27 protein-coding genes and 1 pseudogene are annotated in these 26,918 nt (G+C 43.8%); 8 read left to right on the top strand and 20 right to left on the bottom strand.

Features of this window, described 5'->3' with window-relative positions:
• Positions 1-64: 64 nt before the first annotated feature.
• From BUC22_RS12065 to BUC22_RS12025, 7 genes are all read left to right on the top strand, one after another.
• Complete coding sequence (locus tag BUC22_RS12065) at positions 65-244, top strand: cysteine-rich KTR domain-containing protein (RefSeq protein ID WP_002588768.1); 180 nt, start codon at positions 65-67, stop codon at positions 242-244.
• A gap of 23 nt (positions 245-267) precedes the next feature.
• A complete protein-coding gene (gene rlmN / locus BUC22_RS12060; RefSeq protein ID WP_002569187.1) occupies positions 268-1,257 on the top strand; it encodes a 23S rRNA (adenine(2503)-C(2))-methyltransferase RlmN in 990 nt (329 codons plus the stop codon).
• A 250-nt stretch (positions 1,258-1,507) separates the two neighbouring features.
• Positions 1,508-1,693, top strand: a complete 186-nt coding sequence (locus tag BUC22_RS12055) for a hypothetical protein (protein ID WP_009243795.1) — start codon at positions 1,508-1,510, stop codon at positions 1,691-1,693.
• Positions 1,694-1,794: 101 nt separating this feature from the next.
• Positions 1,795-2,235, top strand: a complete 441-nt coding sequence (locus BUC22_RS12050; RefSeq protein WP_002569188.1) for an RNA polymerase sigma factor — start codon at positions 1,795-1,797, stop codon at positions 2,233-2,235.
• Complete coding sequence (locus tag BUC22_RS12045) at positions 2,216-2,476, top strand: helix-turn-helix domain-containing protein (protein ID WP_002569189.1); 261 nt, start codon at positions 2,216-2,218, stop codon at positions 2,474-2,476. The genes BUC22_RS12050 and BUC22_RS12045 overlap by 20 nt, the downstream gene beginning before the upstream one ends.
• Positions 2,477-2,893: 417 nt before the next feature.
• Entirely contained in the window at positions 2,894-3,121 is a 228-nt protein-coding gene (locus tag BUC22_RS22460; protein ID WP_004613661.1) for a transposon-encoded TnpW family protein, read from the top strand.
• Positions 3,122-3,221: 100 nt separating this feature from the next.
• Positions 3,222-4,898, top strand: a complete 1,677-nt coding sequence (locus BUC22_RS12025) for a recombinase family protein (RefSeq protein WP_002569190.1) — start codon at positions 3,222-3,224, stop codon at positions 4,896-4,898.
• Between the two features lie 48 nt (positions 4,899-4,946).
• On the opposite strand, the gene BUC22_RS12020 is transcribed toward BUC22_RS12025, so the two are convergent.
• The 5 genes from BUC22_RS12020 to mobV all read right to left on the bottom strand — a co-directional run bounded on the left by BUC22_RS12020 (position 4,947) and on the right by mobV (position 7,574).
• The gene (locus BUC22_RS12020; protein WP_073383015.1) at positions 4,947-5,153 is read right to left on the bottom strand and encodes a recombinase family protein; all 207 of its coding nucleotides are present in this window, start codon (positions 5,151-5,153) and stop codon (positions 4,947-4,949) included.
• Positions 5,154-5,207: 54 nt separating this feature from the next.
• Positions 5,208-5,399 (bottom strand): hypothetical protein, encoded by a 192-nt coding sequence (locus tag BUC22_RS12015; RefSeq protein ID WP_002596259.1) that lies wholly within the window; start codon positions 5,397-5,399, stop codon positions 5,208-5,210.
• Positions 5,400-5,469: 70 nt separating this feature from the next.
• On the bottom strand, positions 5,470-5,700 hold the full coding sequence (locus BUC22_RS12010; RefSeq protein WP_002596258.1) for a YdbC family protein: 231 nt from the start codon (positions 5,698-5,700) through the stop codon (positions 5,470-5,472).
• A 45-nt stretch (positions 5,701-5,745) separates the two neighbouring features.
• Complete coding sequence (locus BUC22_RS12005; protein WP_002596257.1) at positions 5,746-6,600, bottom strand: ParB/RepB/Spo0J family partition protein; 855 nt, start codon at positions 6,598-6,600, stop codon at positions 5,746-5,748.
• Positions 6,601-6,608: 8 nt separating this feature from the next.
• A complete protein-coding gene (gene mobV, locus BUC22_RS12000; protein WP_002596256.1) occupies positions 6,609-7,574 on the bottom strand; it encodes a MobV family relaxase in 966 nt (321 codons plus the stop codon).
• Between the two features lie 73 nt (positions 7,575-7,647).
• Between mobV and BUC22_RS22110 the strand changes: the two genes are divergently transcribed.
• Positions 7,648-7,794, top strand: a complete 147-nt coding sequence (locus BUC22_RS22110; RefSeq protein WP_200805548.1) for a hypothetical protein — start codon at positions 7,648-7,650, stop codon at positions 7,792-7,794.
• Between the two features lie 296 nt (positions 7,795-8,090).
• Here the strand turns inward: BUC22_RS22110 and BUC22_RS11985 are convergent, their stop codons facing one another.
• The 15 genes and pseudogenes from BUC22_RS11985 to BUC22_RS11905 form a co-directional block, all read right to left on the bottom strand.
• Entirely contained in the window at positions 8,091-9,122 is a 1,032-nt protein-coding gene (locus tag BUC22_RS11985; protein ID WP_002596255.1) for an AAA family ATPase, read from the bottom strand.
• 155 nt (positions 9,123-9,277) lie between these two features.
• Positions 9,278-9,751 (bottom strand): RNA polymerase sigma factor, encoded by a 474-nt coding sequence (locus tag BUC22_RS11980; protein WP_002596254.1) that lies wholly within the window; start codon positions 9,749-9,751, stop codon positions 9,278-9,280.
• Positions 9,752-9,827: 76 nt separating this feature from the next.
• Entirely contained in the window at positions 9,828-10,259 is a 432-nt protein-coding gene (locus BUC22_RS11975; RefSeq protein ID WP_002596253.1) for an RNA polymerase sigma factor, read from the bottom strand.
• Between the two features lie 95 nt (positions 10,260-10,354).
• The gene (locus BUC22_RS11970) at positions 10,355-10,864 is read right to left on the bottom strand and encodes a sigma-70 family RNA polymerase sigma factor (protein ID WP_002596252.1); all 510 of its coding nucleotides are present in this window, start codon (positions 10,862-10,864) and stop codon (positions 10,355-10,357) included.
• Positions 10,865-11,338: 474 nt separating this feature from the next.
• Positions 11,339-11,528, bottom strand: a pseudogene (locus BUC22_RS11955) (cysteine-rich KTR domain-containing protein).
• A gap of 51 nt (positions 11,529-11,579) precedes the next feature.
• Complete coding sequence (gene tet(O) / locus BUC22_RS11950; protein ID WP_002596250.1) at positions 11,580-13,499, bottom strand: tetracycline resistance ribosomal protection protein Tet(O); 1,920 nt, start codon at positions 13,497-13,499, stop codon at positions 11,580-11,582.
• 366 nt (positions 13,500-13,865) lie between these two features.
• Positions 13,866-14,240: a TnpV protein gene (locus BUC22_RS11945; RefSeq protein WP_001129922.1), complete on the bottom strand. Its 375-nt coding sequence runs from the start codon at positions 14,238-14,240 to the stop codon at positions 13,866-13,868.
• Positions 14,221-20,856, bottom strand: a complete 6,636-nt coding sequence (locus tag BUC22_RS11940; RefSeq protein WP_073383012.1) for a DUF6908 domain-containing protein — start codon at positions 20,854-20,856, stop codon at positions 14,221-14,223. The genes BUC22_RS11945 and BUC22_RS11940 overlap by 20 nt, the downstream gene beginning before the upstream one ends.
• Positions 20,857-20,861: 5 nt before the next feature.
• Positions 20,862-21,413: a hypothetical protein gene (locus BUC22_RS11935; protein ID WP_013380213.1), complete on the bottom strand. Its 552-nt coding sequence runs from the start codon at positions 21,411-21,413 to the stop codon at positions 20,862-20,864.
• Between the two features lie 92 nt (positions 21,414-21,505).
• A complete protein-coding gene (locus BUC22_RS11930; protein WP_013380212.1) occupies positions 21,506-21,922 on the bottom strand; it encodes a TnpV protein in 417 nt (138 codons plus the stop codon).
• Between the two features lie 57 nt (positions 21,923-21,979).
• Positions 21,980-22,855 carry a hypothetical protein gene (locus tag BUC22_RS11925; RefSeq protein ID WP_013380211.1) on the bottom strand — a complete coding sequence of 292 codons (876 nt, stop codon included), beginning with the start codon at positions 22,853-22,855 and terminating at the stop codon, positions 21,980-21,982.
• 5 nt (positions 22,856-22,860) lie between these two features.
• Positions 22,861-24,504, bottom strand: coding sequence for a relaxase/mobilization nuclease domain-containing protein (locus BUC22_RS11920; protein ID WP_073383010.1), 1,644 nt, complete (start codon positions 24,502-24,504; stop codon positions 22,861-22,863).
• Positions 24,505-24,517: 13 nt separating this feature from the next.
• Complete coding sequence (gene mobC, locus BUC22_RS11915; RefSeq protein ID WP_013380209.1) at positions 24,518-24,883, bottom strand: plasmid mobilization relaxosome protein MobC; 366 nt, start codon at positions 24,881-24,883, stop codon at positions 24,518-24,520.
• A 26-nt stretch (positions 24,884-24,909) separates the two neighbouring features.
• A complete protein-coding gene (locus BUC22_RS11910; protein WP_013380208.1) occupies positions 24,910-26,022 on the bottom strand; it encodes a hypothetical protein in 1,113 nt (370 codons plus the stop codon).
• Positions 26,023-26,074: 52 nt separating this feature from the next.
• On the bottom strand, positions 26,075-26,881 hold the full coding sequence (locus tag BUC22_RS11905) for a Fic family protein (RefSeq protein WP_013380207.1): 807 nt from the start codon (positions 26,879-26,881) through the stop codon (positions 26,075-26,077).
• Positions 26,882-26,918: the final 37 nt, after the last annotated feature.

Below are 26,918 nucleotides of genomic sequence, written 5' to 3'. Positions count from 1 at the left end.
AAATGCAGGTCAATGCTCATGTTGAGAATTGACCTGCATTTTTTTGCGCAAAAGGAGAAATATTATGCTTGAAAAATATTGGATAAAATGTCCAATTTGTAACGGAAAGACGAGGGTTCAAGTATTTTATAATACGGTATTAAGAAATTTTCCTCTTTTCTGCCCTAAATGTAAATTAACGCATATCGTTGATGTTGAAAAACTAGAAATCATAATCAAAAACTCTGAAAAACAAACTTTTTAATTTTGAAAAGGAAGGATATTTAAATGAAACACTTACCTAAAAGTACACCTACGGAAATATTGAATGACCCATACGGATTTACTTACAAAGAAATGTCGGAAGTAATTGGAGAGGATAAAGCAAGAGCCTTATATACGGAATTGTATAAACAGCCATTTCACAAAGAAAATCTATCAATATCAACAAAAAAAGTCTATAAAAGTAGCGATACTGAAAAGTATGTTTATGAATTGAAAGATAACAGGTATATTGAAACGGTTTTTATTAAACGGCGAGATGGTGGGACTGTTTGCGTAAGTACGCAAGTTGGTTGTTCTGTTGGCTGTATTTTTTGTGAGTCCGGACGCAATGGTTTTGTTCGTAATCTAACACCGTCTGAAATTGTGCAGCAGGTTGTATTGATACGTCAAAAAGTAAATCGTATCGTTTTTATGGGAATGGGAGAACCTTTATTCAATTACGACAACTTGATTGCAGCAATCCATATTCTTCGAGATAGAAATGGACTTAACTTTCCAACCGACGGCATTACCGTATCAACAGTTGGTCCAGTTAATCAATTAAAAAAATTGCGCGAAGAACATCTAAAAATTCAGTTGACAATATCTTTACATGCAGCAACACAGGCTGCGAGAAACTGTATCATTCCTCATATGCACATGTACGCTATTGAAGATGTTGTTAAGCAAGCATTGTCCTATTCTCAAAGGCATAATCGAAAAGTGGTATTTGCGTATTTGCTTTTACCAGGTATAAATGACCGTTCCTCAGATATAAGGCAACTTGCAAAATGGTTTAAGGGCAAAAATGTTATGATTAACGTGCTGCAATACAACCCGACGAGTAATTCAAAAATTAGAGCACCACAAAAACAAGAAATGGTTGCGTTCAAACATCAATTAGAGCAAACAGGACTTGAAGTTACCATGAGAGTTTCTCATGGTAGAGAGATTAAAGCAGCTTGTGGACAGTTAGCTAATACATATAATAAAGCCAAAAAACAACAGAAATAATTTAATTAAAAGAGCCAGACGCACAGACGCAGAGCCGATAATATGCAGTTTGAAATACTGCTGTTATCGGCTCTTTTTTGATTTTAATTTGTGCCCCTAATAACCATATTGGAGCAAAATCAGAACTGTTGCTTGTCGTTCTTTGATTTCCGCAGCAGCTTTGAAAAATCAAAGCCGCCGTTTCTTTTTATCTTCTAATGAAATGACGCGGTATCACTGTTGAAATCGGCGGCTAAAGGAGGTAGCCGCCATGAAGCAAAAAGCATATCGACAAAATCCGACAGTTATTGACTTATCAAAAAAAGCCCGCCCACCACCGGGGGAAACTACGCTTATATATATGAACTGTCTAATCATCTGGATACTGCTTACAATGCCTATGCGCCCGTCCGGGCTTTTCGGACGGGCGCATTTTGTACGTTCAAAAAATTTTTGAAGAAATTTCAAAAAATCTTCGGCGTTTTTGAAAAACGCCGTATTGCCCCGCGAAAAGGGGGGAAGCACCACCAACTTTCCAACGAGAAAGGAGGTGAGAATGTGGAACCTAATAGCAGGGAGTTTTACAAACAGTGTGCTTTTCAGAAGTTTTGTAATACGGTATTGCACAATGAAGCTTGCGACACCCATAGAGAACTTCGCAGACACAAGGCAAAGGAAGTGACCTTTTCCGACATGACCTTAGACGAAGCGCGGCAGCTTCATACGTTTGATGAATATTTCAAACGTGAAGCCGCCGAAACCGTCTTTGAGAAAGCCGGGAAGAAAATCACGCCAAAGCTGCTTCTTGAAGCAATCCGTACTTTGCCGGAAGAAAAGCGCAAAGCCATATTGCTGTATTACTTCGAGGGAATGAACGATACCGAGATTGCGGAGCTGTTCAACACGTCGAGAAGCACGATACAGTACAGGCGGACAAGCTCTTTTGAGAAATTAAGAAAATATCTGGAGGAAAATGCTGATGAATGGGACGAATGGTAACGAACCCGGCTACCCGGAAAATGCCCTTGTTCCTTATCCTGTCATTGTGGCAGCGACAAAGGGCGACCCGGACGCCATGAAGATTGTCTTGCAGCATTTCAGCGGCTACATAGCCCGCCTCTCCATGCGGAAGCTGTACGACGAGCGCGGGAACGTCTATTTTGGCGTAGACCACGACATTCGGGAACGGCTGCAAGCAAAACTGATGATGGCTGTCCTCACCTTTAAGGCAGAGGAATAAACCGCAGCGGCGGCGGGACGCTTTCTCTCTCCCCCTTTTCCGTTCCGCTGCTGACGCGGCAGCAAAGCCATTCTGAACCTTGACAAAGAAAGCGGCGCAAGATAACGGCGGCGCAGCATAGGGCAAATCGGATACGTTCCTTTTGCGCCGAGCCATACGGCGGGTGCGCCATGACGCTATCCGGGTGAGGTTATCCCCGCCCGGACAGCCGAGCGACCAACACCGCGCCGGAAAGCAAGTGTAGCGGCTTGCGGGCGACGACACGCAGAATATACAATGATACTTCCTTACAGCCACAGTCCGAGCGTTAAGAGCGTCGCAGGCAATGGGTAGGGCGGCATGAGAACCATGCCGGGGTGAAATTCCCATGAGGTTATGCTAATAACCGTCCGATTAAAGCCTTTGTTTTATTGAATAGTGGACTTGCTGCTATTCATAGACTATATTATATGTTTGCGAAAGAAAGGGGGATTTTCTTTGACGCAAAACCAAACGCCCGTTACCACAACGGAGCATAAAATAGGAAAAGTTACTTACCTTGTATGTTCGTCCGCAAGTGAACGCGCAACGGACACACTGGATAAAAAGATAAAAAAACTCATTCGCAAAGACATGGAACTGAACCCCGCAAACGCCCGGAAATAGGGCGTTTCTTCACATTTTATACATGACACAGGCAGCGGTATGTGGTATAATATAGACAGTACAAATACCATGCTTGTCTGTCGTCGGAAAGGAGGACAAAATGTTACAGACAGACAAGATTACCGCTTTATATTGCAGATTGAGCCAGGAAGATATGCAAGCCGGGGAAAGCGAGAGCATACAGAACCAAAAACTGATTTTACAAAAGTATGCTGACGAACACCACTTTTTCAACACGCGCTTTTTCGTAGACGACGGATTTTCCGGCGTGAGCTTTGAGCGTGAGGGGCTTCAAGCCATGCTGCATGAGGTTGAAGCCGGGAACGTGGCGACCGTCATAACAAAAGACCTTTCCCGTCTGGGACGTAATTATCTGAAAACCGGGGAGCTGATAGAGATTGTCTTTCCCGAATATGAAGTGCGCTACATTGCCATTAACGACGGTGTAGACACAGCAAGGGAAGATAACGAGTTTACCCCTCTGCGGAACTGGTTCAACGAGTTTTACGCCCGCGACACCTCAAAGAAAATCCGGGCTGTCAAACAGGCAAAGGCGCAGAAAGGCGAGCGCGTCAACGGCGAAGCTCCTTACGGCTACCTTATCGACCCGGATAACCGCAATCATCTGATACCCGACCCGGAAACGGCGCACGTCGTAAAACAGATTTTTGCAATGTATGTACGGGGCGACCGTATGTGTGAAATCCAGAACTGGCTGCGGGACAATGAAATACTGACCGTCGGGGAACTGCGCTACCGCAGGACAGGGAGCAAACGCCACCCCCGCCCACAGCTCAACGCATGGTACAACTGGCCGGATAAGACGCTGTACGACATTCTGACAAGGAAAGAATATTTAGGGCATACCATAACCGGGAAAACCTACAAGGTATCTTATAAGTCGAAAAAGACGAAAAAGAACCCGGAGGAAAAAAGGTATTTCTTCCCCAACACTCACGAACCTTTGATTGATGAAGAAACCTTTGAACTTGCACAGAAGCGGATTGCCACCCGGCAACGCCCGACAAAGGTTGATGAAATTGACCTGTTTTCCGGGCTGCTCTTTTGCGGGGACTGCGGCTACAAAATGTATGCAGTACGCGGAGCCGGGACGCTTGAACGGAAACACGCCTACACTTGCGGCAACTACCGCAACCGGGCAAGAAATGATATGCTCTGCACTACGCATTATATCCGCAAAAGCGTATTGAAAGAACTTGTCCTTGCAGACTTGCAGCGAGTAACGTCTTATGTGAAAGAGCATGAACAGGAGTTTATCGAAACAGCCAACGAGTGCAGCGCAAAGGCAGTACAAAAGACGCTGACACAGCAGCGGAAAGAGCTTGACAAGGCGCAGAACCGTATTAACGAGCTGAACATCTTATTCCGCAAGCTCTACGAGGACAACGCTTTAGGGAAACTTTCAGATGAACAATTTGCTTTTCTGACTTCCGGCTATGATGAAGAAAAAAAGACGCTGACCCGGAGGATTGCGGAGCTGTCACAGGAAATCGACAACGCCACCGAGCGCAGCGCGGACGTAAAAAGGTTTGTCGCACTGGTACGCAGATACACAGCGATTGAAGAACTGACCTACGAAAACGTCCATGAATTTATTGACCGTATTCTTATTCACGAACTGGATAAGGAAACGAACACCCGCAAAATCGAAATCTTTTATAGCTTTGTCGGCAGAGTTGATACAGGTGACAAGCCTACCGAAAGTATCTCCTATTTCAGACAGATAGGAGCCGACGTAAAGAGTTATGCTATCTAACATACATCAAAAAGAGGTAAGATAACACCCTCTGCAAAAAAGGTATCGTTATCTTACCTCAACAAAATTTGTACCAGAGTAACCGTCGTCCACATACGTTTTTGCTAAGTGCCATCCCTGCTTTTTCACATAATCCGTGAGGATGGATTTCTGTGTCGCAATGCTCGCACTCTCGTTATCCGTGCCATCGTCTTTTGACAAGCGGCAGTACATGCCGACTTCATAAATCTTGTTCTCCATTCTTATTCCTGCCATACTGTAAAACCTCCATATCTGTCCTATCTGTTTTCATGTTCCATTGCGTACATTCTAAGCGGACAGCCCCTCATTGTCGAAGGTGTCGCCCTCGGCAATCTTCTTCCGAATATCCTCGGAAATAATCGGGATAAACGCTTCTGTGACTGTCTGCGTGCCGACATATTCACGGCTGATTATCATCTGAACTGGTGCTTTCGGCACGATACGCTTTCTCTTTTTATCTGCTTTCTTATCCTCGCCCATACTTAAATCTTCCTTTCCAGACAGGGCAGGAGAACGTCTGGAAACGCCCCGCCCTGTCAATCAGATACCATCAATCCCCGCTGTTTACTTCTTTCTGTAATGCTTCAAGGAGTGCTGCTGCTTCATCAGCGTTCAACGTGATACCCTTTCCGCACTTCTCACGGTTCGGGGAAAAGCTGCGGATGTCATATTTCGGCTCTCTTCCGTTCCATGAGATAAGATTGATTTCTTTTGTGTAGCCGCTGTCGCCCTTAGACAATACGGCGATTTCCTTTACAATCTCATACTGGATTTCTTTCATTCTTCATACCTCAATTTTCTGCATTTACCTCCCGAAAAGAGAAGATTAGCGGCTGTCCCTGCCCCGTTTCCTCTGCAATTCACGCTCCAAAAGTTTAATGATGGTTTCCTCCATCTGCTTCGGCGTTGTGTTCTTCGGAAAATACTTTTTCAGCTTGCTTGTGTTGATTTTCAAGGTTTCTTTCTGGTTTCCCTTTTCCTCCGTCATAATTGCAAATATCGTATCCATGTCAAGCCGCCCGCTCTGGCTTAGGCTTTTCATCCGCTGTGCCTGTGAGAGTGAGGGCGTTGCTTCTTCGCTCTCCATCGTGGCAAAGAGGTTTTCCTGCTCGTCTTTCTTCAAAAAGGACAGTTCCACCGCAGGCGTGAGGGCGATTTTCCCCTCGTCCACCATCCGCAAAATCGGCGGTATCAGTTCCGTCAAACGGATAAATCTTTGTACGGTCATCCTGCCTACGCCGAAGCCCTGTGCCACCTTGTCGTCCGTCCGCAACTTCGTCACAACTTGTGACGAGGTTAAGTCTGTGCGGAAACCCTGCCGCTTCATGGCTTCGGATTTCATCTTGTAGGCAAACGCCCGCTCTGATGGCAGGATATTCTCACGCTGTAAATTACTGTCTACAAGGGTGATGATGGCTCGGTCACGGTCTAAGGGCAGGACAAACGCAGGCACGGTATTTATCCCTGCAAGTTCAGACGCACGGACACGCCGCTGCCCTGCAATCACTTCATAGCCGTTCCCGTCCTCTTTCGGGCGTGTGATTATCGGCGTGACAATGCCAAATTCCTTGATGCTTTCCGCTAATTCTGACAGCGTTTCATCCTCTGCCACATGAAACGGATTGTCGGGAAACGGGTACAAGTCTTTGGTCTTTAACACCTTAAAATCCTGTTTCTTCATTCACATATCTACCTTTCTTTCGCTCTGCTTTTATGGTTTTTCTGCAATTCTTCCAACACTTCGGGCGGTATCTTTGAGAGCAGCCGCCCCATCTGCTCGTTGGTTCTCTGCAACTCAAATATCTTCTGGTTCGCTTTCTGCACCTTTAGTTCCTGCTCATACTTTTCATCACGCATACGCCCCGCATAGTCTGATTCCTGCCCGATTTGCTCCTTTAGGCTATTGATATAGGCACTCTGCTTACTGATTTCCTTTGAGAATTTCTCCACGTCTGGGAGCCATGCCGCAATCAGTTCCAGAGCCTTGTCACGCTTCTTCCCTGCATTAAAGGCGTTGATGTCGGACAGTGCAGACACAATTTCCTCATACTGTTTATCAAGCCTGCCGCCCAACTTATAGAGCCATGTGGGGACATGTTTCCGCTTCGTTTCCATTGAGGACTGACCTCTTTCAAGCTGATTCCACCGTGAGGACATCCGCTCATGGTAGGCGGTCTGCCATTCGGACAGGCTCTTTTGATTGCCTAAAATTGTTTTGGCAGACAGCTTATTGTCTGGTGTAATCGGCACAAAACAGAGGTGCATATGCGGCGTTCTCTCGTCCATGTGGACGACTGCGGAGAGGATATTTTTCTCCCCGACACGCTCTGAAATGAAATCCAGAGCCATCGTAAAATACGCTTTCTGTTCTTTGGGCGGCAGGCTGTTCATAAATTCTGGCGAAGCCGTGATAAGCGTTTCCACCATCATCACGCTATCTTTCCTCGTCCTGCACCCTGCTTCGGCTACCATGCGGTTAATCTCTTTCTTGTAGGTGTACCTCGGCGGATTCACAAGATGGTAGTTATCTTTCGAGCGTTCCATATCTATATCTGGATTGCTTTTATAGGCTTCTTTTTTACGCTCGTTGTGGCGTTCGCAAGCCGCAACGCCGCCCGCTTTGCGTTTCTGGAAACGCAGGATTGCATAGGGCATAATTCATCATCTTCCTTTCTTCGGCGGGTAAACTGCCCTTTGGGTGACAGCGGTGACGGCGGTGACAGCAGTTTTGGGATACCCCCTACCGACTGCCTCAACTGTCACCCTTATTCCCTGCATGACGGTCATGTCGATGATGACGGTGTTTTTGGAATACCCCCTCGCAAGAGCCGTCACCGTCATGCTGCCATTCTTTTATCCGAAGCGTGGAGCGTAGGATAAGCAGGGCGTAAGACCTGCCATAAGGGAGTCCAGAGGGAACGTCTGGCACACGACTTTGCAGGGCAAAGTGTAGTGTGTTACACCCTGTAAACGCAGTCGGAAAAATCGGAAGGATTTTTCTGACCGCAGGGGTGGTTTTACACGCCGAAAAGGGCGGGTAAATCCTACGCCTGCACTTTGCGTTTACGGGGTGTTCTCCCGCAGGGATGACAGCGGCAGGGTATCCTAAAATCACTGTCACCGCCGTCACCGCTGTCACCCGCAGGGCAGAGTCGCCAGCTTTACACGGCTTTAAGCGTCAATGACAGTAACAGGGGGTATCCCAATATCGCTGTCACCACCGTCACCGCTGTCACCCGCCCGCTTTGCAAGCGAAATCTGCCTGCCGTGTTTTTTGCGGCTGTACTGATAAACGATATGGTTCTCATTTAAAAATGTGGTGCGGTATTCATTGAGCCATTTCGTAATCACCGTGGGTATGGTTTCCGTTTCCCTCATAGCGGCTAACAGCTCCGTTGCCGTGCCTGCCCATTCTTCCTTATCCCTCATAAAATCCACCAACCGAAAAAGGACGTCTGGTATCGTTTCTTTCGCAAGCTGCTCCTGCGTTTTTCTCTCCACAAGTTCCCAACTGCAATCACGGAAACGCAGCGTGTATTCCTGATAGGGCGTGTCCCTGCCCGTCACATACAGCTTGGCGGTGTCGGATGCCCGTTTCTCCTTTTCCAGAACAAAGGTAGCGTCCGCACTCCCCGTTAAGCCTGTCGTCCCAGACACCTTGTTGAACACATCGCTGTCATTCTGCTTTCGGATGTGGTGTACGACAATGACCGCCAATGAATGCCTGTCGGCAAAGTCTTTGATTAGTGAGATGTCCCCATAGTCGCTTGCGTAGGCATTGTCTTTTGAAGCTGTACGGACTTTCTGCAAAGTGTCAATGACAATAAGCCTGCTGTTTGGGTAATCTTTCAGATAATCTTCAAGCTGCACGATAAGACCGTCTGACAGCTTGCAGCTTGCCACGGCAAAGTGAAGCCGCCTGCTCGCTTCGTTCGTCAATCGGAACAGCCTGTCCTGTATACGGCAGAACGTGTCCTCAAGGCAGAGGTAAAGCACGTCGCCCTCCATTGTCGGCATATCCCACAAGGGAAGTCCCTGCGACACGCATAAACATAGCTTCAGCATGAGCCAGCTCTTTCCTATCTTCTGTGAGCCGCAGAACAGCGACAAGCCTGTGGGGATAAGGCTGTCCACCACAAAGGACGGCTTCTCAAGCGGTTCATAAAGGAGCGTTTCGGCGTTGACTGTCTGTAACTTCTGCATGGCTTTCCTCCTTTCGGGCGGTGTTTTTGTTTTCGTTGCACATAGGCGTTGACCTCCTTAAAAATAGATTTACTCCCACGAAGAAAAAGTGAGAGTATGTAATGCCGCCAATCCCACACAAATAAAAAACAGATTTCTTTTTCGGGCGGTGTCGGTCACGGTTGGAGATACTTCCTCATTTCCGCCTTTACTTTCTCCTTTGCAATCGCAACAGATTTCTGTATTGCCGAAGCGGTGCAATGCTCCATAGCGGCGATTTGGTAAAAATTGAACTCATACTCGTAGTAGAGCAGGAAACGCCGCCTTTGTATCTCTGGCAGTCCGTCAACCGCCTTACAGAGCAGTTCTGCCCGTTCTGCCTCAATCATTTGTTCCTCTATGCTCTTAGGCAGCTTCAACGCCCGCCTGTTCAGCGTTTCGTCCCATACTTCCGAAAACTCCCTGTGCCGCTCGTCCCATTGGAGGAGATTCCTGTTCCTGCGTTCCATCTGCCGAAACTCCATAAAGAACTGTTCCGACACTTCCAACTCGTGGGATTTGCCCTGCCCGTCCTTAAAGCTGATAAAATACCTTGTGCCGCTTTCCGTGGATTCCTCCCGAAGCGTGTACGCCTTAACTCTGTATGCCATCCCGCTTGCCTCCTGCAAAAAATAAGTGAGGGGATTTCCATCCCTCACCCAGTAGCCCGCAGGACGGCAGGCTGTTTTAGACGCTATAAAATTTTCGTAGCTTCTTCCGCAGATGGTCTAACCTCGCATAGATGGCACCAGTCGTCAAATGCACGAGCGGGGCAATCTCCTTTGTGGAATACCCCTGCATTTTCAGCAGGACGATTTTCAAGGTACGCCCGTCCACCGCGACTAATACTTGATAGAGATTTTCGCTCTCAATCTCGTCCAGTAACTCCGCAACCGTACCCACTTCCGTCTGCCGCTCCCTGTCTGCCATGTCCTCAAGGTATTCCGCAATGTCATTCGTCCATCGGTAAAACCGCCTGTTGGAATTGAAGTCTGCCCTGTCCGCAATGCGTATCTGCTCAATGGTCGCTTCATCAACGCCGCACTCACGCAGCAGCTTTTCCTCCGCTTCTTTCCAGATACGCCATTTCCTGTCCTCCCGTCCGTGGTTATATGCCATGCTTCTTTTCCTCCAATCAGAATTGATTGAGAGGGCAGAGAAAAACCCCCTCATTTTCCCAAAGGAAAAAACAAGGGGGCTGAACGCCTTAAATTTTAATTTTCTATTATCTTTCTTAGTTTTCTTAGGATTCTGGCTTTGCGTTTGTTCACAACGCTCTGGGTTATGCCGAACCTCGCCCCGACTTCACGCTCAGAAAGTCCGTCAAAAAAGATTGCCTGTATCAATTCCTGTTCACTATCCGACAGCAAAGGCAGGGCGGCTTTCAGCCTGTCCACCATAACCGCATTGACAACGGTTTCCGCAATGTCTGCCGCTTCATCAGCGATAAAGTCTAAAGGCTTCCCCTCGCTGTCCGTAAATCCATCCAGAGAAAGCAGGCTGTTCTTCGTATCTAATTTTTTCAGATAACGCCACCGTTCCTTATCTCGGTAGAAGTCCGTGTATTGCTCCCTCACGACTTCAAGCAGACAGCCTTGAATGGGGATAAACAGCTTGTCCATATAGGTCTGGTCGGATTCCCTGCGGCGGCAGAAATCCGTATAGGACAGTTCCACATATCTGCCGCTTTCCTTGATATATACCTTTCTCGGTGCGTATTTCACTGTAAGTACCTCCCATCTGAATTTTTGAAATGTTCAAAATCCAGATGGAGAGGTGGCGAACGACACCTAACACCACTAATAGCCCTATGGCACTTTCCAACAAAAATCGACAAAAGAAAAACCGCAAAGGCTCTATGACCTTTACGGTTATGGGAAATATTAATTCTGTTGTATGGAGATTGTACTTCTACATTCAAGGCAGGAAGTGCCGTTGCATAGGCAGAAATTTTTTTAACTGGTTTCCTGCCGTTCTCTGATATGCTATGTATTGATAAATTTTGCTTCGTATGAGCAGATAGATAACTGCCCGAAAAAAGGACATAAAAAAATCCCTCCAAATTTAAAAACAAATTCAGAGGGTAATTTAGGGTATAACAAAATAACCCACCCGAATATCGTTTTTTTTATTTGGTGAGTTTGTTCTTTCAAATACGAAACAAAAAGAGCCGATGATTCGTGAATTGTTCCACAATTTCATCGGCTCTGCGTCTTAAGCGTCTGGCTCTTTGATGACAGTTATCTTCAAGTTGTCAACTTTAATCAATCTTTCTTGTCTGCATTTTGGACAATAAAGGGGATAATTCTCCAAAACAGTGTCCTTCCTAATTTTATTACGGGTTTTGTTCCCACAAACAGGACACAATATCCATTCGCATTTCATCATAATTAGTCTCTAATCCTTTCAAATCTCATTTTATATGACTTTTGCAAGCTGTTAAGCTAACTTGTGGAACATATGCCGAACCTTATCTATACGGCTATTCGGGCGGCGGGGTTGGCAAATAAATTTACCAATAGCTGGCTGGTATCCTTTTAACTCTGTCAAGCAGACTCCCTGCCCATTTGTGAAATAAGTTAAATCGTTCCTGTATTCTTGAATACATCTAGCAGGGATTTCTCCTTTCAGAATGACCTCGTCATTCTTTATCTGAGTACTTACAATATCTGCACAATACCTTGGAGCATCATGATACGCCCGTGAGAGATATTCCTGCGGTGCATAAATTTCAAAGTGGAGATATGGCTCTAATAGTTCTGTCCCTGCTTTTTTTAAAGCCTGCTCCAATACGATAGGGGAAAGCAGCCGAAAGTCTGCGGGGGTACTTACAGGACTATAATACAATCCATATTCAAAACAGATTTTACAGTCTGTCACTTTCCATCCATACAGCCCCTGCTCGCAGCCATAAAGAACCCCCTCCATAACCGCATTTTGGAACGATTGATTTAAATATCCAAGTGAAACTCTGCTTTCATACTGCACTCCGCTTCCAATAGGGAGCGGCTCTATGGACAACCCGACAGAAGCCCAGAAAGGATTTGGCGGGACTTCTATGTGGATGGTATATTCTGCTTTTCTAAGCGGTCTTTCCATATATATAACAGTAGGCTCTTTTATTTCTGCCTCCACATGATATTTTTCCTCAAGGATGGCACAAATGACTTCCATCTGCACTTTCCCCAAAAAAGAAAGTATAATCTCATGCGTTGTAGTATCCACATAATATTTTAAAAGAGGGTCGCCATCTGAAATTTCTGTAAGTGCCCCAAGCAATATTTCCCGCTGTTCAGATTTCTTTACTGCAATCGTTGTTTGGAGCATAGGGAGAGGATTTTCAATAAATTTTCTCTGCGGCAACAGTATTCCGTTCCCCAAAATACTGTTTAGCTGCAAAACATCATTTGGTAAAATTACAATATCACCAGAGCAGGCTGTATCGGATGAATATAATTCACCGTTTGTCGGAACACACATCTCTGTGATTTTTATTTTCTCTTTTTCAGATATTCTAATAACATCCCTCAAATGCAATGTTCCGCTATATATACGCACATAAACAAAACGCCGCCTTTTCTCTGAATATTCAATCTTAAAAACCTGCCCGCATAGTTCAGATTGACCTTCAGGCGTTGATGAATAAAATTTACTGGCAATCACTTCTATAAGCTGCCGAATCCCCAGATTGTTTTTAGCGCTTCCGTGATAAACGGGAAATAACGTTCCGTTTTGGAATCTCCTGTTTTCTTCCTGTTCCAGTTCTGACATTTTAAACGGTTTCCCTGACATATATTTCTCTAATAGTTCATCGTTTCCCATAATTACCGCATCCCACTGTTCCATATCGTCATTGTCCGTTACATTTATATGGGGATGCTGCCCAACCTTTTGCTTCACTATAATTTCCGAAGAAAGCTTTGCTTTCATTTCTCGATATACCATTGGCAAATCAATCCCCTCTTGGTCAATTTTATTGATGAAAAAAATTGTCGGAATCTTCATTGTCTGTAGTGCATGAAACAGTATACGGGTCTGTGCCTGTATGCCATCCTTTGCAGAAACTAATAATACTGCTCCGTCTAATACGGATAAAGAACGGTATACTTCCGCCAAAAAATCCATATGGCCTGGCGTATCTATAATGTTGACTTTTACATCCTCCCACTGAAAAGATGTCACTGCTGTCTGGATAGTGATTCCCCTTTGACGCTCCAAATTCATTGTATCTGTCCTTGTTGTGCCTTCATCTACGCTCCCTAGTTCTGCAATTGCACCACTGGTATACAATAAACTTTCCGTTAATGTTGTCTTTCCTGCGTCAACGTGAGCCAGAATGCCTAAGTTAATTATTTTCATGTGATTTTCCTCCTATCAACACCCAAAAAAGGGCATAAAAATACCCAGTGATAAATACTCCTATCACTGGGTAAATAACTCCAATAGCCCCAAAACACTTATATGTTTTCGGGCATATAAAATTACATGATAAAAGTATTCTTAAACTGGGTACAAAAAACTAAGCCCCATATTAAAAGTGAAACGAGACTGCTACTTTTTGTTCCCACTATCAAATTGACAGTTTATTTAAGAATACCTTGCCGCATATTTATTAACTCCTTGTATAATACTGAATCTAATTATATTCCTTAACCCTTTATTTGTCAAGCTGACAAACTAAAGCAGAAAAAGCGGCAGGATTTCCCCCTGCCACTAATCATCTGTTTATGCAAAAATAATTTCCTTTTCCACAATCTCCCTCGCACAAGCCCTTATGTTATTGAGGCATCCTGTCCATTCTAAGGCGTTTTCTGCCTTTAGCTGTTCCGTTATGCCCTGTGCCTGTTTCATACCCTCTATGAGCCTTTCAAAGCGTTCCTGTGCCTGTCTGTTGATGTCGGCAAGGTAGGCGTTTAGCCTGCCGCTTGTAAGAAGATTGGTGTATGTAACTTTACGGTACTGTTTTAGATAATCTAAATGCCGTTGCCCCCAGATGCCTATTGCCTGTTCTTCTTCGGCGGGTACAGTTAAGCACGGTATCAAATAATCCCCTTGCCTTTCGTATTTGCCGCCCAGTTCCTCAAATAATGATTTTGCCATTGTCTGTTACCTCCACATTCTTTTTTATTTTGAATGTCCGCAAAATCCGTCCTACATCCGCTGGCCGCCACGGACAATCCGCATGGTGCAGCGCAATTAATTTGTCCTGCGCATTCATCCCGGCGCCCATTTTTTCGGTACTTCCCATCAGTACCCGAACGTCAGCTTTTCGCACTTTTTTAAATAATGCTGTTTTCTGTTTATCGGTGCCTGCATCATGAATAAAGGCGATTTCTTTTTCGGGTATCCCCAAACGTATGAGTTTACTTTTAATATCATCATACACATTGAAGTGATCCGGTTTTGGTGTCGACAAATCACAAAACACGAGTTGTGCGCCATCCGTTTCAGACCAGATTTTAAAGACATTTTGTGCAATGGCCTGGGCTTTGCTGTACTCATCTTCAGGAAGATCGGGATCGAAGAGACGGATATCGAGCGCTGCCTTTCTGCCATCCGAAGTAATTTTTAAGAAATTATCCTCGGAACGGTCCACTGCACCGGCATGGACGCGATCCGCACGCGCTCCAAGGGATTCGACTAAAGCCTTTTGCGCCGGTGATGGTTTTAAAACGATGTTTTCAAAGTGTACCATCGGCACCGGCAGATTCAGCATATCTGGCGTTTTAATATCCGCGCTGTTCTTAAAAAAGGAAATCAGCTCAGGCAGGTTGTTATATTTTCCGAGACGCGATTTCATCCGGAAGTTATTTCCACCCTGCGGCGCCAGCTCCATTTTTGTGACTTTTTCGGTAAAGACCGATGCCCAGCTGTCAAAGGATTCCATCCTCAGTTCACGCAGCAGATCTGCCTGTAAATAGCGCATCATGGTGTGTAATTCAGAGATCGAATTGCTGACGGGTGTGCCTGTCAGAAAAGTGATCCCCCGGCCGCCGGTTATCTCATCCATATACTGACACTTCATGAGCATATCTGAGGCACGCTTTGAATCGGTCTGGTTAATACCTGCGACATCGCCCATTTTGCTGTAGGTAAACAGGTTTTTGTACCGCTGCGCCTCATCCACTACCAATGCATCAATGCCCAGCTGCTCAAAGTTAATGACCTGATCCTTTTTACTTTGATCGGTCAGCTTTTTCAGACTTGCTTCTACTCTTTTCCGGGCAGCGATTAGTTGCTTTTTCGTGTATTGGTTCTCTGAAAAATCTATCTCAAGATCAATGGCGTCGATCTGTTCGTTTAGTAACCTTTCCTGACGCTCAAAGGAAACCGGTATTTTTTCAAATTGGCTTTGTCCGATAATGACCGCATCCCAATTGCCCGTTGCGATTTTTGAGCAAAAGACTTTGCGATTAATCGGTTGAAAATCTTTTTTGGTGGATACCAGGATTCGTGAAGCCGGATAAGCGCGCATAAATTCGATTGACCATTGCTCGATCAGGTGATTTGGAACCACAAACAGCGCCTTGTGCGTCAGACCTAACCGGTGACTTTCCATGATGCCGACAATGCTGGCCAGCGTTTTACCAGCTCCGACGCAATGAAAAACGCCTGTATTCTCCCCATAAATGATCCGTGCCGCAACATCTAATTGATTTTGCCGAAGCATAATATCTGGATTGAGTCCAACACAAGGCAAATTGCTGCCATCATACTCCCTTGGCCGATTATTATTAAAAAGTTGGTTATACGTATTGACCAGATCCTCGCGCCGATCAAAGTCCTCATAAATCCAGTCCTTAAAAGCTTCACGGATTAGCTTCTGCTTATTATTGGCGAGTACCGTTTCATCCTGGTTTACAACCCTTTTATTGTCTACCAGGTCATAGATTTTGGCGTCTTTCAGGTTCATACAGGACTCGAAAAGGTAATAGGCGTTGACGCGTTCGGTACCATAGGTGCGCAGGGAGAGAATATTTCCAAAATCTAAATTCTTTCCGAGTATTTGCCAGCTGCCTGTTTCCTCAGAGTAGAACAATTCAATCTTTTCTTTGATCCGTTCCGCAGGCTGTAAAAGCTCAAACAGAAACTGTTCATAATACTTTTTATCAACCCAGGTACTCCCCATCACGATGGAAATTTCCGATGCCTTTAATGGCTCCGGCATGACCTTTTTTAAGGCTTCCACATTTTCCAGGTATGTTTCTTCTCCCTTTTCAACGGCTGCCTGAGCTGCTGAAAGCTTTTGACGAATATTTCCGGATAAATAGGCATCCGCACTTTCCCAGGTATCACTTTCAGGATTCTTAAAAATGAATCCCTTTAATCCGCTTTGCAGGGTTCCTTCATCCTCACCGGTCAGCTGCTGCATATATTCAAAATCGACACCGCCCTTTTCTGCTAGTGAGATGGATAAAGCGTCCACTGGATTGTCCGCGTGATCAATTTCTTGTTTTTGGCGGATGGTAATCTTTGAAAAAATATCAGCTTTTCTTAAAAAATTGCCCTCGCCGTCATTGACTTCCAATGACAGCAGCATCGGGTAAGTGCAGTCCTCGGAAAAAGCCAGCTTATTTGCCTGACGACCGATTCTGCCGTATTTCTTGGCGAAATGATCATAAATCCGATTCAGCTCATTCTGGTATTCTTTGATAAGCCTGGGGCTTTCACCCGAGACTTCTGCGTCGATCAACCGGTATACTGCGTCGCGTACTTCAATCAGGTGCTCGATCCGTTCGGCTTTTGTGCCGGTTACCTCCTGCTCGATCAGAACAGAATTGTTTCGATAATAGATGCTGCCGTTCACCATCGTATAGGTGAAATTTCTTACATCTGGAGTCGCTGGAATGACGTCCTGATCTTGGGTCGCTTCTGCCATTGTCCGGTTTTCATAGATATTTCGGTGCGAAACAGCCATATCAAAAATAACGTCACGCACATTCTGAATGGTATCGCTGCCCTTAGCTGCCTGGCAAGCAAGCTCCGAGCCATACGGCCCTGAGATTTCCACCATTTCACCGACGACATACTCTGGGTGGTCAACAAAATAGGCATTATACTTCAGTCCGTTTTCATCTTCTTTGAGATCAATCCAGTCAATGGCATTCAAATCACGCATACTTTCCAGTTTCTGGAAAAAGAGCACATCCGCGGTTACTTTCGTATTTGCGCCGGAAAAGGCATTGTTCGGTAAGCGTACCGCGCCGATCAGCTCCGCCCGTCTCGCAATATATTGACGAACACTGCTGTTCTGCTTATCCATTGTTCCCTTGCTGGTGATGAATGCAATGATGCCGCCTGGACGTACCAGATCGAGTGTTTTGGCAATAAAATAATCGTGTATCTGAAAATTCAGTTTATCGTATTTGGTGTCTGCTACTTTGTAGTTTCCGAATGGCACATTTCCAATGGCCAGGTCAAAGAAATTGATCGGATAATGTGTATTTTCAAAGCCGTTTATGGTAATCTCTGCCTTCGGATATAGTGCTTTGGCCATGCGGCCGCTCAGCTCATCCAACTCCACACCGTAGACTTTGGATTCACGCAATGCCATGGGCATTGTGCCAATAAAACGGCCTGTTCCACATGCGGGTTCCAGCACGTTACCAATCGAGAAACCAAAAAGCTGAACGGCCTCATACATGGCTGAGATAATCCCCGGATCGGTATAGTGGGCATTTAGAATGGAGCCCTCAGCTGCTGCATACTCACTCGGTGAGAGCATACTTTTCAGTGCTTCTTTTTCTTCCTTCCAGGTCTGTTTCCGGTGATCAAAAATATCCGCAAGGCCGCCCCATCCAACGTAAGCATTGATCACGGCTTTTTCATCATCATCTGCCATTCGGCCTTCGGCTTCAATCTGCTTCAGCATTTGTATGGCTGCGATGTTTTTTCGGATGCGCTCGGTGGGATTAAAATGCGAATCGCCAGTATCTGGCCCGATGATGAAATTCTCACCTTGCTGCGGAGTAACATCGCTCTGGCGATTCTGGGGTTCATCATTGCTTCCACCCTGGGATACCTCAAATTTTGGCGTCCATCCTGTCTCTTGTGGAGATTCCTCAGTATTTTCTTTTTTTTGATCAAAAGAAAATGCCGCTCTGTCGGTTGCCGATTCTTCTTCCGCATCCTCCGGGATTATTTCCGCTTCGGTAAAGCCAATGGTGACCTTCTCGGTCGCTTTGCCTTGACAGATGTCGTCTGCCAGTTCATAAAAATCTTGGCGAAAAGCGTTTCGGTATTTTATCCAGGACAGGGCTGCTACATCAGCATTGGCTGTTTGAGCGTAATCCTGTTGCGCCCTGTTCATCAGGTTTGACAGTTCGCCACGATCATCCATATCCTGTTTCCCTGGCTGGTGGTGTTGCATCATGATTTCAAGGCTTTCAAAGGTCGTGCAGTTCTCTAAGCCCCAGGTTCTCATAAAGCGACGAATGGGATGCGTCGGGCTATCGCGCTCCTCCTTGATTTCCCCTGGCTCTGTGGGCAACTTGGAGATCTCCGCTGCATTAGAAAATGCTGCTTCGTCCGTTTCCTGTCCTTCCTCCGCATCCTCCGGGATGACCTCTGCCTCGGTAAAATCAATGGTGACTTCCTCGCCTTCCCGGTTGACCACCCTCTTAACCGGTTGGTATCCTTGCTCGGATATGTTATCCAGCCAGGAGGAAGAAAATTGTTGAAGGGAATGAACTAAGCCCTCGTTGATCTCTCCTTCTTCGATCACAGATTGATAGATACCTAAACCACCGTTTTCATAGGTCAATGGCACTAATGCTTTTTTTTCGACATCGAAAAGATAAACAATTTCCGGGTCTGTGACCAGATCCCCGTTTTGGCGATAATAGTGGGTCATGACAAAAGTATTGTATGAAGTATCGTATGCAATTTTTTCGAGTACCAATGGCATAAAAGCATCGTTTTCGGTCTCCCGGCGCTCATATAAGCAGTCATTATCCAGAAATTCCGGAAAAAGGCTCTGGAACTGATCAAATAGTGTTTTTGCCTGCCCGTTTGTTTGCCCATACTTGTCGATCAATTCAGTATGCAGCGCCTGTTCAGCCGCTCTTTCATCTTTGATTTCCTCAATAACCTGGCTGAGTTCTTCTTTGATCGCCTCAACATCGGTTTCCGGATCGGGTGTTTCGAACCTCTCTGCGGGTTGATCATACTCTCCGTGGTTTTCATCTGAATTCCCGGCTGGCTCCTGTTGCTCCGTTGGCTCTGCTGGCATGACTGACCGCTGCGGCTCAGGTGTCTGAAAAAGATTGTGCTCAATTAAGTAACGGATACGTTTGGCCACCTGTCGATAATTAATGTTAAGTTCTATCTTCTGGCCGTTCGGCAATCTTTTGGCGATTTCAATTCCTTTTGATGGTGCGTAATGAATATTTTCAATCGTTTTACGACCAAATGTTCCACCTTCGCCATATTCTTTTGCTAAAAAAGCACTATCATCTTTAGCATCTTTTTTATGCTGACTAAAATGATTGTAAATTCTTTTAAAACTACCTTCGACATTTCCTCCTTCTTTTAAAGCATAGTCAACTTCGTCCTGAGTAATGAAATTTTCATAAAGGAGGCTTACCTTTTCTGTTTTTTGAATCTCTTTGGGATCTTTTAATAGATCTTCAAGTTCCTCCATTATCGATTCTGGCGTATATACCAGTCTAGATCGAAGTTTAATCTCACCTGTTTTAATTTTATCTATATCGCTTTTTAGAACAGCCAGTAGTTGATTCACGCCTTGGGGTGAACTAAGCATCTTTTCAAAATATACAAAATGCTCTGGCGCACCAGAATACGGAGCAAGATCGTTAAATATATCTTTATGCATATCTGCTATGGTATCTCTGAAAACAAAATAGATTTCTTCACCGATCCTTTTAAGCTCATGCTGACGAATGGCATCAACTTCCTCAGAAGATAAATATGCTCCAGTGCGTATGAGACGGTCTGTTCTCGATGCAATTTCTGTCCATGTCAGGGTCTTCATGGGATTTTCAACAGTTGACGGAAAGTAGGATAGTCTCAAACCGTTGGAGTCATACCATGCACATAGTTTTTTGCCGTCAAATTGAAATCCCTGTCCGGCTATTCCAATTTTATCTTCTAAAAAAGCAGCAAAATCGTTGATAGAGTGCCCTTTTTGCCAGTAAGCGGCAATCTCAAGTCGACGGTCAGCTGCACCTCTTCCGCCGCCAGCGCTCATCAGAACACGATTGATTAACGCGTCTGTCATCAAGCCTTCGGATATGTCGGCTGCTTTTGGGGCCTCTGTGGCCAACGTCCCCCGCTGCTCCTCGATGCTCGGCAGCGGCTCAAACAGTGTGAGCTGTTTCTGATCCGGTTTTCCATGCACTTCGACTTCTACCGGCACACCTGGCGTAATTTCCTCCAGTGTATTTTCTTCTTTTTGATCTTCGACGTCCGGTTCATGAACCGGCGGGTTTGTTTCAGATTCGGCCTGCGGTATTTCTTCTGCTTCTGTCGTTTTTTCCGCTTCATCTCTGCGGTGCTTTATGGCCAGCTTGTTGCTTTCTTTTTCGACAAATTGGAGAATACTCTGGGCATAATCTGTGTAGATGTTCCCAAAATTGATTAAAGCGCTCTTACTGGTTAATAAAGAAACTTCTTTGAATTCCTCTCTGCTGATATAAGCTCTGGGATCTAAGCCGCACCGGCCAATCATCAAGTAGGCGGCTGAAGCTACGATCAAGGCACTTAGGCAGCTGCTTTGATCGTTTTTTCTTTTTTCGATAGTTCTGACCCCTTAAGCGCAGTGCTATCCACCAATTCATCTACATCCTCCTGATCCGATACAGTGGCGGCCGTTACATAGTAAAAAACATCTTCAATAGCAGATTCATTCGGCACTTCGATGCCCGTGGCATTGACAATGGCGTCAGCAATCATGGCATAGTCTTCCGTTTTTTCAACTTGCCATGGATGGACTTCGTGTCCTCCGTACCACGATAGTTCGGTATCGCTTCGATCATAAACGTAACGCAGCTTTTGATTTGAATCTGTTTTCTCCGTAAAAACCGCAATTCCGGTGCTATTTTTTTTCACATAGCGTCCCATTTTTTTGTTCCAGAATGCAATATCCGCGACTGCCGTCGCATCAGGACGCTGCGCAGCGATCATCAGCTGTTCTTTAAACGAATATTTATAGATTCCCTGCGATGCGTCTAAAAACTGCATCCACTCCTCTGGGCTCTCAATTACTTTTTTGCATATGTCATTGTAAATCTCTAGCGCTTCATAGTATTTCAACTCTACACCTCTCTAAAATAAAAAAACACCACATTTCTGTGGTGTTGGCTCATTCAGTATGGTTATTCGATTAATCCGATCCTCTCAGATCATCACGCTTCTGGAAGCCAGTCAAGATCATCGTCATAGACAACTTCCTGCAGTACGACTTCCTCGGCTTCCGCTTGAATCTTTTCTAAAAGCGTTACCGCACGCCGGTAGTCGGTCTTTTTAATTTCTTCTATCTTTTCTTCCTCGCACATCCGACAATGGATATTCTGGTACATTTCCTCCGCCCGTTCACCGACTTCGTAGCAGTGTTGATTGAGGACGCCTTCCATCAGCGCAAAATCGTAAGGGCCTCCTTTCAGAATACCCCTAAAGTATTCAGCATATTGGTGACCCCAACGATTTAATTTCTTTCCTTCCTTTGGAGAATCAATTATGTTTGGAATACGATAATCTCCATTTTGAACATATTGTAATTCCGGCGCTATCTGCTCCAGGATTGTTTTCTTAGCTTTTTCCATTTAACTTCTCCTCTTTTTTATATTAATTATACACTGTTTTATTAGAAAATCCATGGCTTATCTTTCTTCATCCATTTCCAAATCAAAATTATATTTTTCATCCAATATATTCAACTGTCCGGTTTCACGCTTATATCTTTCTCTATAGTTTTCAAGCGAAGCAATCGTTTCGTTAATCAAATCATTATTAAAACTGATTTCACTGGGATTTATGGTTGTTTTATGTGCGTGATAAGCAGAAAAGTTTACCTGCTCATCTGTCAAAAGATTAGCAATACTTTTCAAGGCTTCGGGGCAATTAGAAAAACTGCTGGCAGCATTCTGAAGCGTCTCATATCGCTCATACCTTCCACCTCTCCAAAAATCAAAGAATTGGTTTTCTGTCAAGAATCCTTCAATTTCGTCCTTGTTCTCTCGTAATAGATTTGTGATAATTACATGGTTTCGATATAAATTCAAATTATCCTCTGGCATAATTTGCTTTTGAAGCAAATCAATTTTTGAATCTATGTGGGCAAGGACATATTCCTGCAAAGTGGCCACACTTGCACTGTGATTCCAGTCCTTACTCATCGTGACAATTATTTCTCCAACAAGACTGTCTTTAGTTTCATCTTCGTCGAGATACTGCTCAAAGTCCAAAGGCTTACTCTGTGTTAAGTCCACCATAAACACACTGTTCTGTGTTATTTTTTTCTTAAAAGTATCCATATATACCGGATAGGCATCATGTATATCATCATACATTTTCCGCATACATCCAAAGTTTATTGATATTTCTTTTTCTGTCTTAAAAAAGTTTACACCAACGAGCTCAGCACTACTTTCCAGCCATTTCGAAACCGCATTTAAATCACCTTTATATTGCCCGTTCGCGACTTCTTTTATCAAACGAATAACCCTGTTTTTATCCGGGTAGAAATCAATATCCATAGTCATCACCTCTCACTGTCTTTTCCATAATCATAACCTTTTGATTCCCAATCCATCTTTTCGGACGATGCCAAACGAATGGCTAATTCTTTCAGCGCCTGACCTTCCAATTGTTCGTATTGCATGCCGCCTGCAGATGCGTGATACGCTTCAATTTGATGTGCGATTTGACTGCGTACATTTCGGCAGACCCCCACTGTCCTTACATATTTTTTTCTCTCATATTCTGACTTTACAGGAGCCTTTTTCTCGTAGTAGGTATTTCGATCAAAAGTATCTTTCATCTTCGATATAGTCCAAAAATCGCCATCACCATACCGATTCAGACGCTCAATTGGCACAGTCAAATGATCATTCACTTTGATTTCATAAGAATCGGTTGTTTTAACCATACGGTAACCCAAGTTTTGCATATGGTTAAACAATTCAGATTCATTCAGTGAATAACGCATCGATTGATTAAAGCTTGCTTTTAGCTGTTTATCTATATCATTGAAATCAAAGAGATCCTCCTGTTGATCACGATCCGGATTAATATGACTATTTTCGACTTTCAGATTATCACCTAATAAACGATTTTTTTCAAACTGCGCCATCAATTTTTCTTTGTCCCATTCCTCTGGGCGCATTAAGGTGACTAAACGAAAGGTCTTATTCTCTTTTTTGATGGTGATATTTTTACGCTCATTGATCCAAGTCACATCATATCCTTTATTTTTGAGGAAAAGAATAAAATCTTCACGACTTGTTGCGTGCTGAATGGCATAATTGACAACTCCTTTAGCCGTTTGTGTGTCTTTAGAAAGGGCTTTTTTATCGCCAAAATCACTTCTGTGCCTTTCCGTTTTTGAAGCTTCCTTATCTTCTTTAAGCAAATTTTCAAGGTTAGTTTTGCACCATTCAGGATTGAGTGTTGTGCTTCTACATCGGAAATTGTGCGGGTTGATAAATGTTACATAATCACGATCATCCCACCAATTCGTCCGATAGCCAAACTCCTGCATTTTAAGCATAAAGCTCCATTTATCTGAGGATTGATCAAGCGCATAGATCACGGTTTTATACATTTCCGTTTTCCAGGAAGTATTATTTTTTTGGTTTTCAAACTCACCACGTGTTTTCGTCGAAATCGTTGCTTTTCCTTTATCTTTTACCCAACTGAGGGTAATGCCCTTTTCCTCACAGAGCTGTATGGATTTTTCTTTTAATCTTCTAAGATCTTCCTTACTTTGATGCCAACGCTTACCGGTTAAAAAATTTGTTCGATTCAAAACAAAGTCATTATGCCAGGTGCCTGTGTCCATATGCGTTCCCATAATGATCTCAAAACCATTAAATATTTCCGGCAAGCTGTTGATAAGCTCAACGCCTATTTCATGTGCCAAATCTGGTAAAATGCCCTGATCATTTGGAAAACTCTGGATAAAATGAACGTACAAGAAGTCGGCATTTTGCTGATCATAAAGTCGCTGAGTAGTGCGCATAAGCTGGTAAGCTTCCGCCGGGTCATCGCTGCAATTCCATGAATGCTTAAGCTGATCCCCATTTTCCAAGCTAACTTTTGCATTTTTGACACAGTATTTTACCGCTTCAAAAAATCGGCTGGGTTTGTCTTTTGTTTTTCGTGAAATCATTCTTATTAGCGCCAAAATTCACCTCTCATCATTTTGTCTTAGCACGATTATTGGGCAGTTGCTTTGATATTCTTTCCAGCATTTTGACGATTTCGGCCAGTTCTTTCTGGCACTCCTGCAAATAAACTTCTTCAATTTTGTGCATATTGGCCAACTTCGCGATTTGGTTCAAATTGGTTCCAATTTTTCGGATCTGCATTAAAATCGGTTTGAATTCCTTATAAATATAAACTTTCCCTTCATTCAGCACACACAATCGGATAAATTGGGATATACAGGGATTTTTATTCCAAATGCAATTGCTATCAAGCGCTTTTTTCTCCAAATACTCTATTTCCTGATCGGTAAAACGAATGCTTACCTTCACGCTTTTAGGATCATCGGAAATGTTCATCTTAACCTCCTTTATTCGCTTTTATATTAACGTTCATCGTCTATCACCGGCATATCATTGACTTTTAAATAATCCTCATCTTCCTGGGATCTCCAACCTGCTTTGCTAAATAAATCGTTATTCGGATCAACGCCATTTCTTTTGAATTCTTTAATAAAATCAGTCACCTGATCAAGTTTATCTCCTGATAAATGATTGATTAAGTACACACTCAGATCATCATCTTTGCAGGCGTTTTGAGTCACCAATTGATACATTTCATTTCTGTAAGCCTGGTATTCCGGATTACTTTTATCAATTTCTAAAACAGGAAGATCCACATAACCATACTCTTCATATCGAACGACTTTTCCAAAATGCGCTTTTTCATGCCATTCTAAACTTTGTAATGCGTTATTCCCCTCAAAATAGCCTATTGCATCATATTCTGGAAAGCTATCTCCTAGTTTTTCATCTTTAAAAAGTTGTAATACTGTATCCCATAAAAAATCTCCAGAAAGACTGTTCATATCAAGTCGTTCATCTATTTTGACTAATTCTTCACATAAAGCATTATCAGACTGATTTAAATAATCAAAAGTCTGCTCTGGGTCTTGCCGACGAAGGTATTGATACAATGCGTTTTGTATATCTTTTAACTTTAAGTTTCTGACTTGACTCATCTTCGCGCAGTTTAAAACGGCTTTTTCTTTTTGCTCCAACTTAACCAAATCGGAAACATCAAGAAAATTAAAATAGTTTACATATATTTCGCCATCTGCATCCGTTGAGCAATAAAATTGTCCATATTTTTCCCATCTCCCTTGACCCTTATCGGGATCAGGGATTATCCAGTTGTCTTCATCATCGTAAGTCATTGGTGGCATCCCGTTATTATCATAAAGCGCTTCCAAGTAAATCTGATCATCATCAAAATTTAGTCTGTGAATACTCTGTAAACCCTCAAACCAGCCTGGATGCTGTTTAAAAGGAATCAGTCGTTGATCGCTGATCATCTCAAACAAGTCGGCAATATTAGCAATCCTATGTGCCACTTCCTCGGGTAATCCTAAATCTTTGACCCACCTTTTTTCAAAATCAAAAACATTCGTATTATCCATTTTTATCCTTTCACTTTTAGCTAATAAAAAAAGCGCCATAACAGGCGCTCATAAGCTAATACAATTACAGACTAAAAATATTAATATAAATCTAACGTTCTTCTTCAATGTCATATTTAGGGTATTCCCCCTCATATTCATTTTCATATTCCTGAGCTGCTTTTACAATCGCTATATGCTTTTCCAGTTGCGACATCTCGTATTCAGCGATGAGTTCCGTCATCATTTCCGGGTTCAAGTCATTAACGCGATAATCATCAAAGCACATATAATACCGTGCTGCATCGGTAACCTTAATATCTACCGGAAGGTAGCCATGCTTTACAAGTTCCAGATTTAGGATTAATCGGCCTGTTCGCCCGTTACCGTCGATAAAGGGATGAATGGACTCAAACTCAAGATGGAAGCGTGCAATGGCTTCAATTGTCGGTAACTTCTTTAGCCACTCTGAATAGTTGAGTATCAGTTTCTCCATATAGGGTTCAATTAAATATGGTTGTGACGGCTTGTGTGTTGAACTAATTATATGAACTGGTACCCTTCTAAAAACGCCTCGATTCCTTGCATCGTTCATCAAAACAAGGGCATGGATTTCCTTTATTAGCCCCTCGGTTAGCTCCCTTTCTCTTTCAGCACAATCCATGATAAAATCAAACGCATCTTTAAAACCAATGATGTCCAAATGTTCACGGAGCGGCTTCTGGCTAATGGTGATTCCCTCCTGAAGGATTAATGCTGTCTCTCTCAAAGTCAAGCTATTTCCTTCAATCGCATTTGAGTTGTAAGTGATCTCGATCGCGAACTCATCGCGAAGCCTTTTTATTTCTGTTTCATTCAGTGGTTTTAAACTACTAAGCTCATTTTTAAGTACATCGACCGTTCGCAGCAATTTTTTCATTTGATAGTCCTTTCTGAAAACATTGCTTTTATTATTC

Source organism: Eubacterium callanderi (assembly GCF_900142645.1).
In the GTDB taxonomy this organism is placed as follows: Bacteria; Bacillota; Clostridia; order Eubacteriales; family Eubacteriaceae; genus Eubacterium; species Eubacterium callanderi.
Note: the sequence above shows the minus strand (reverse complement) of the source record. Positions and strands in the feature narration are given on the sequence as shown.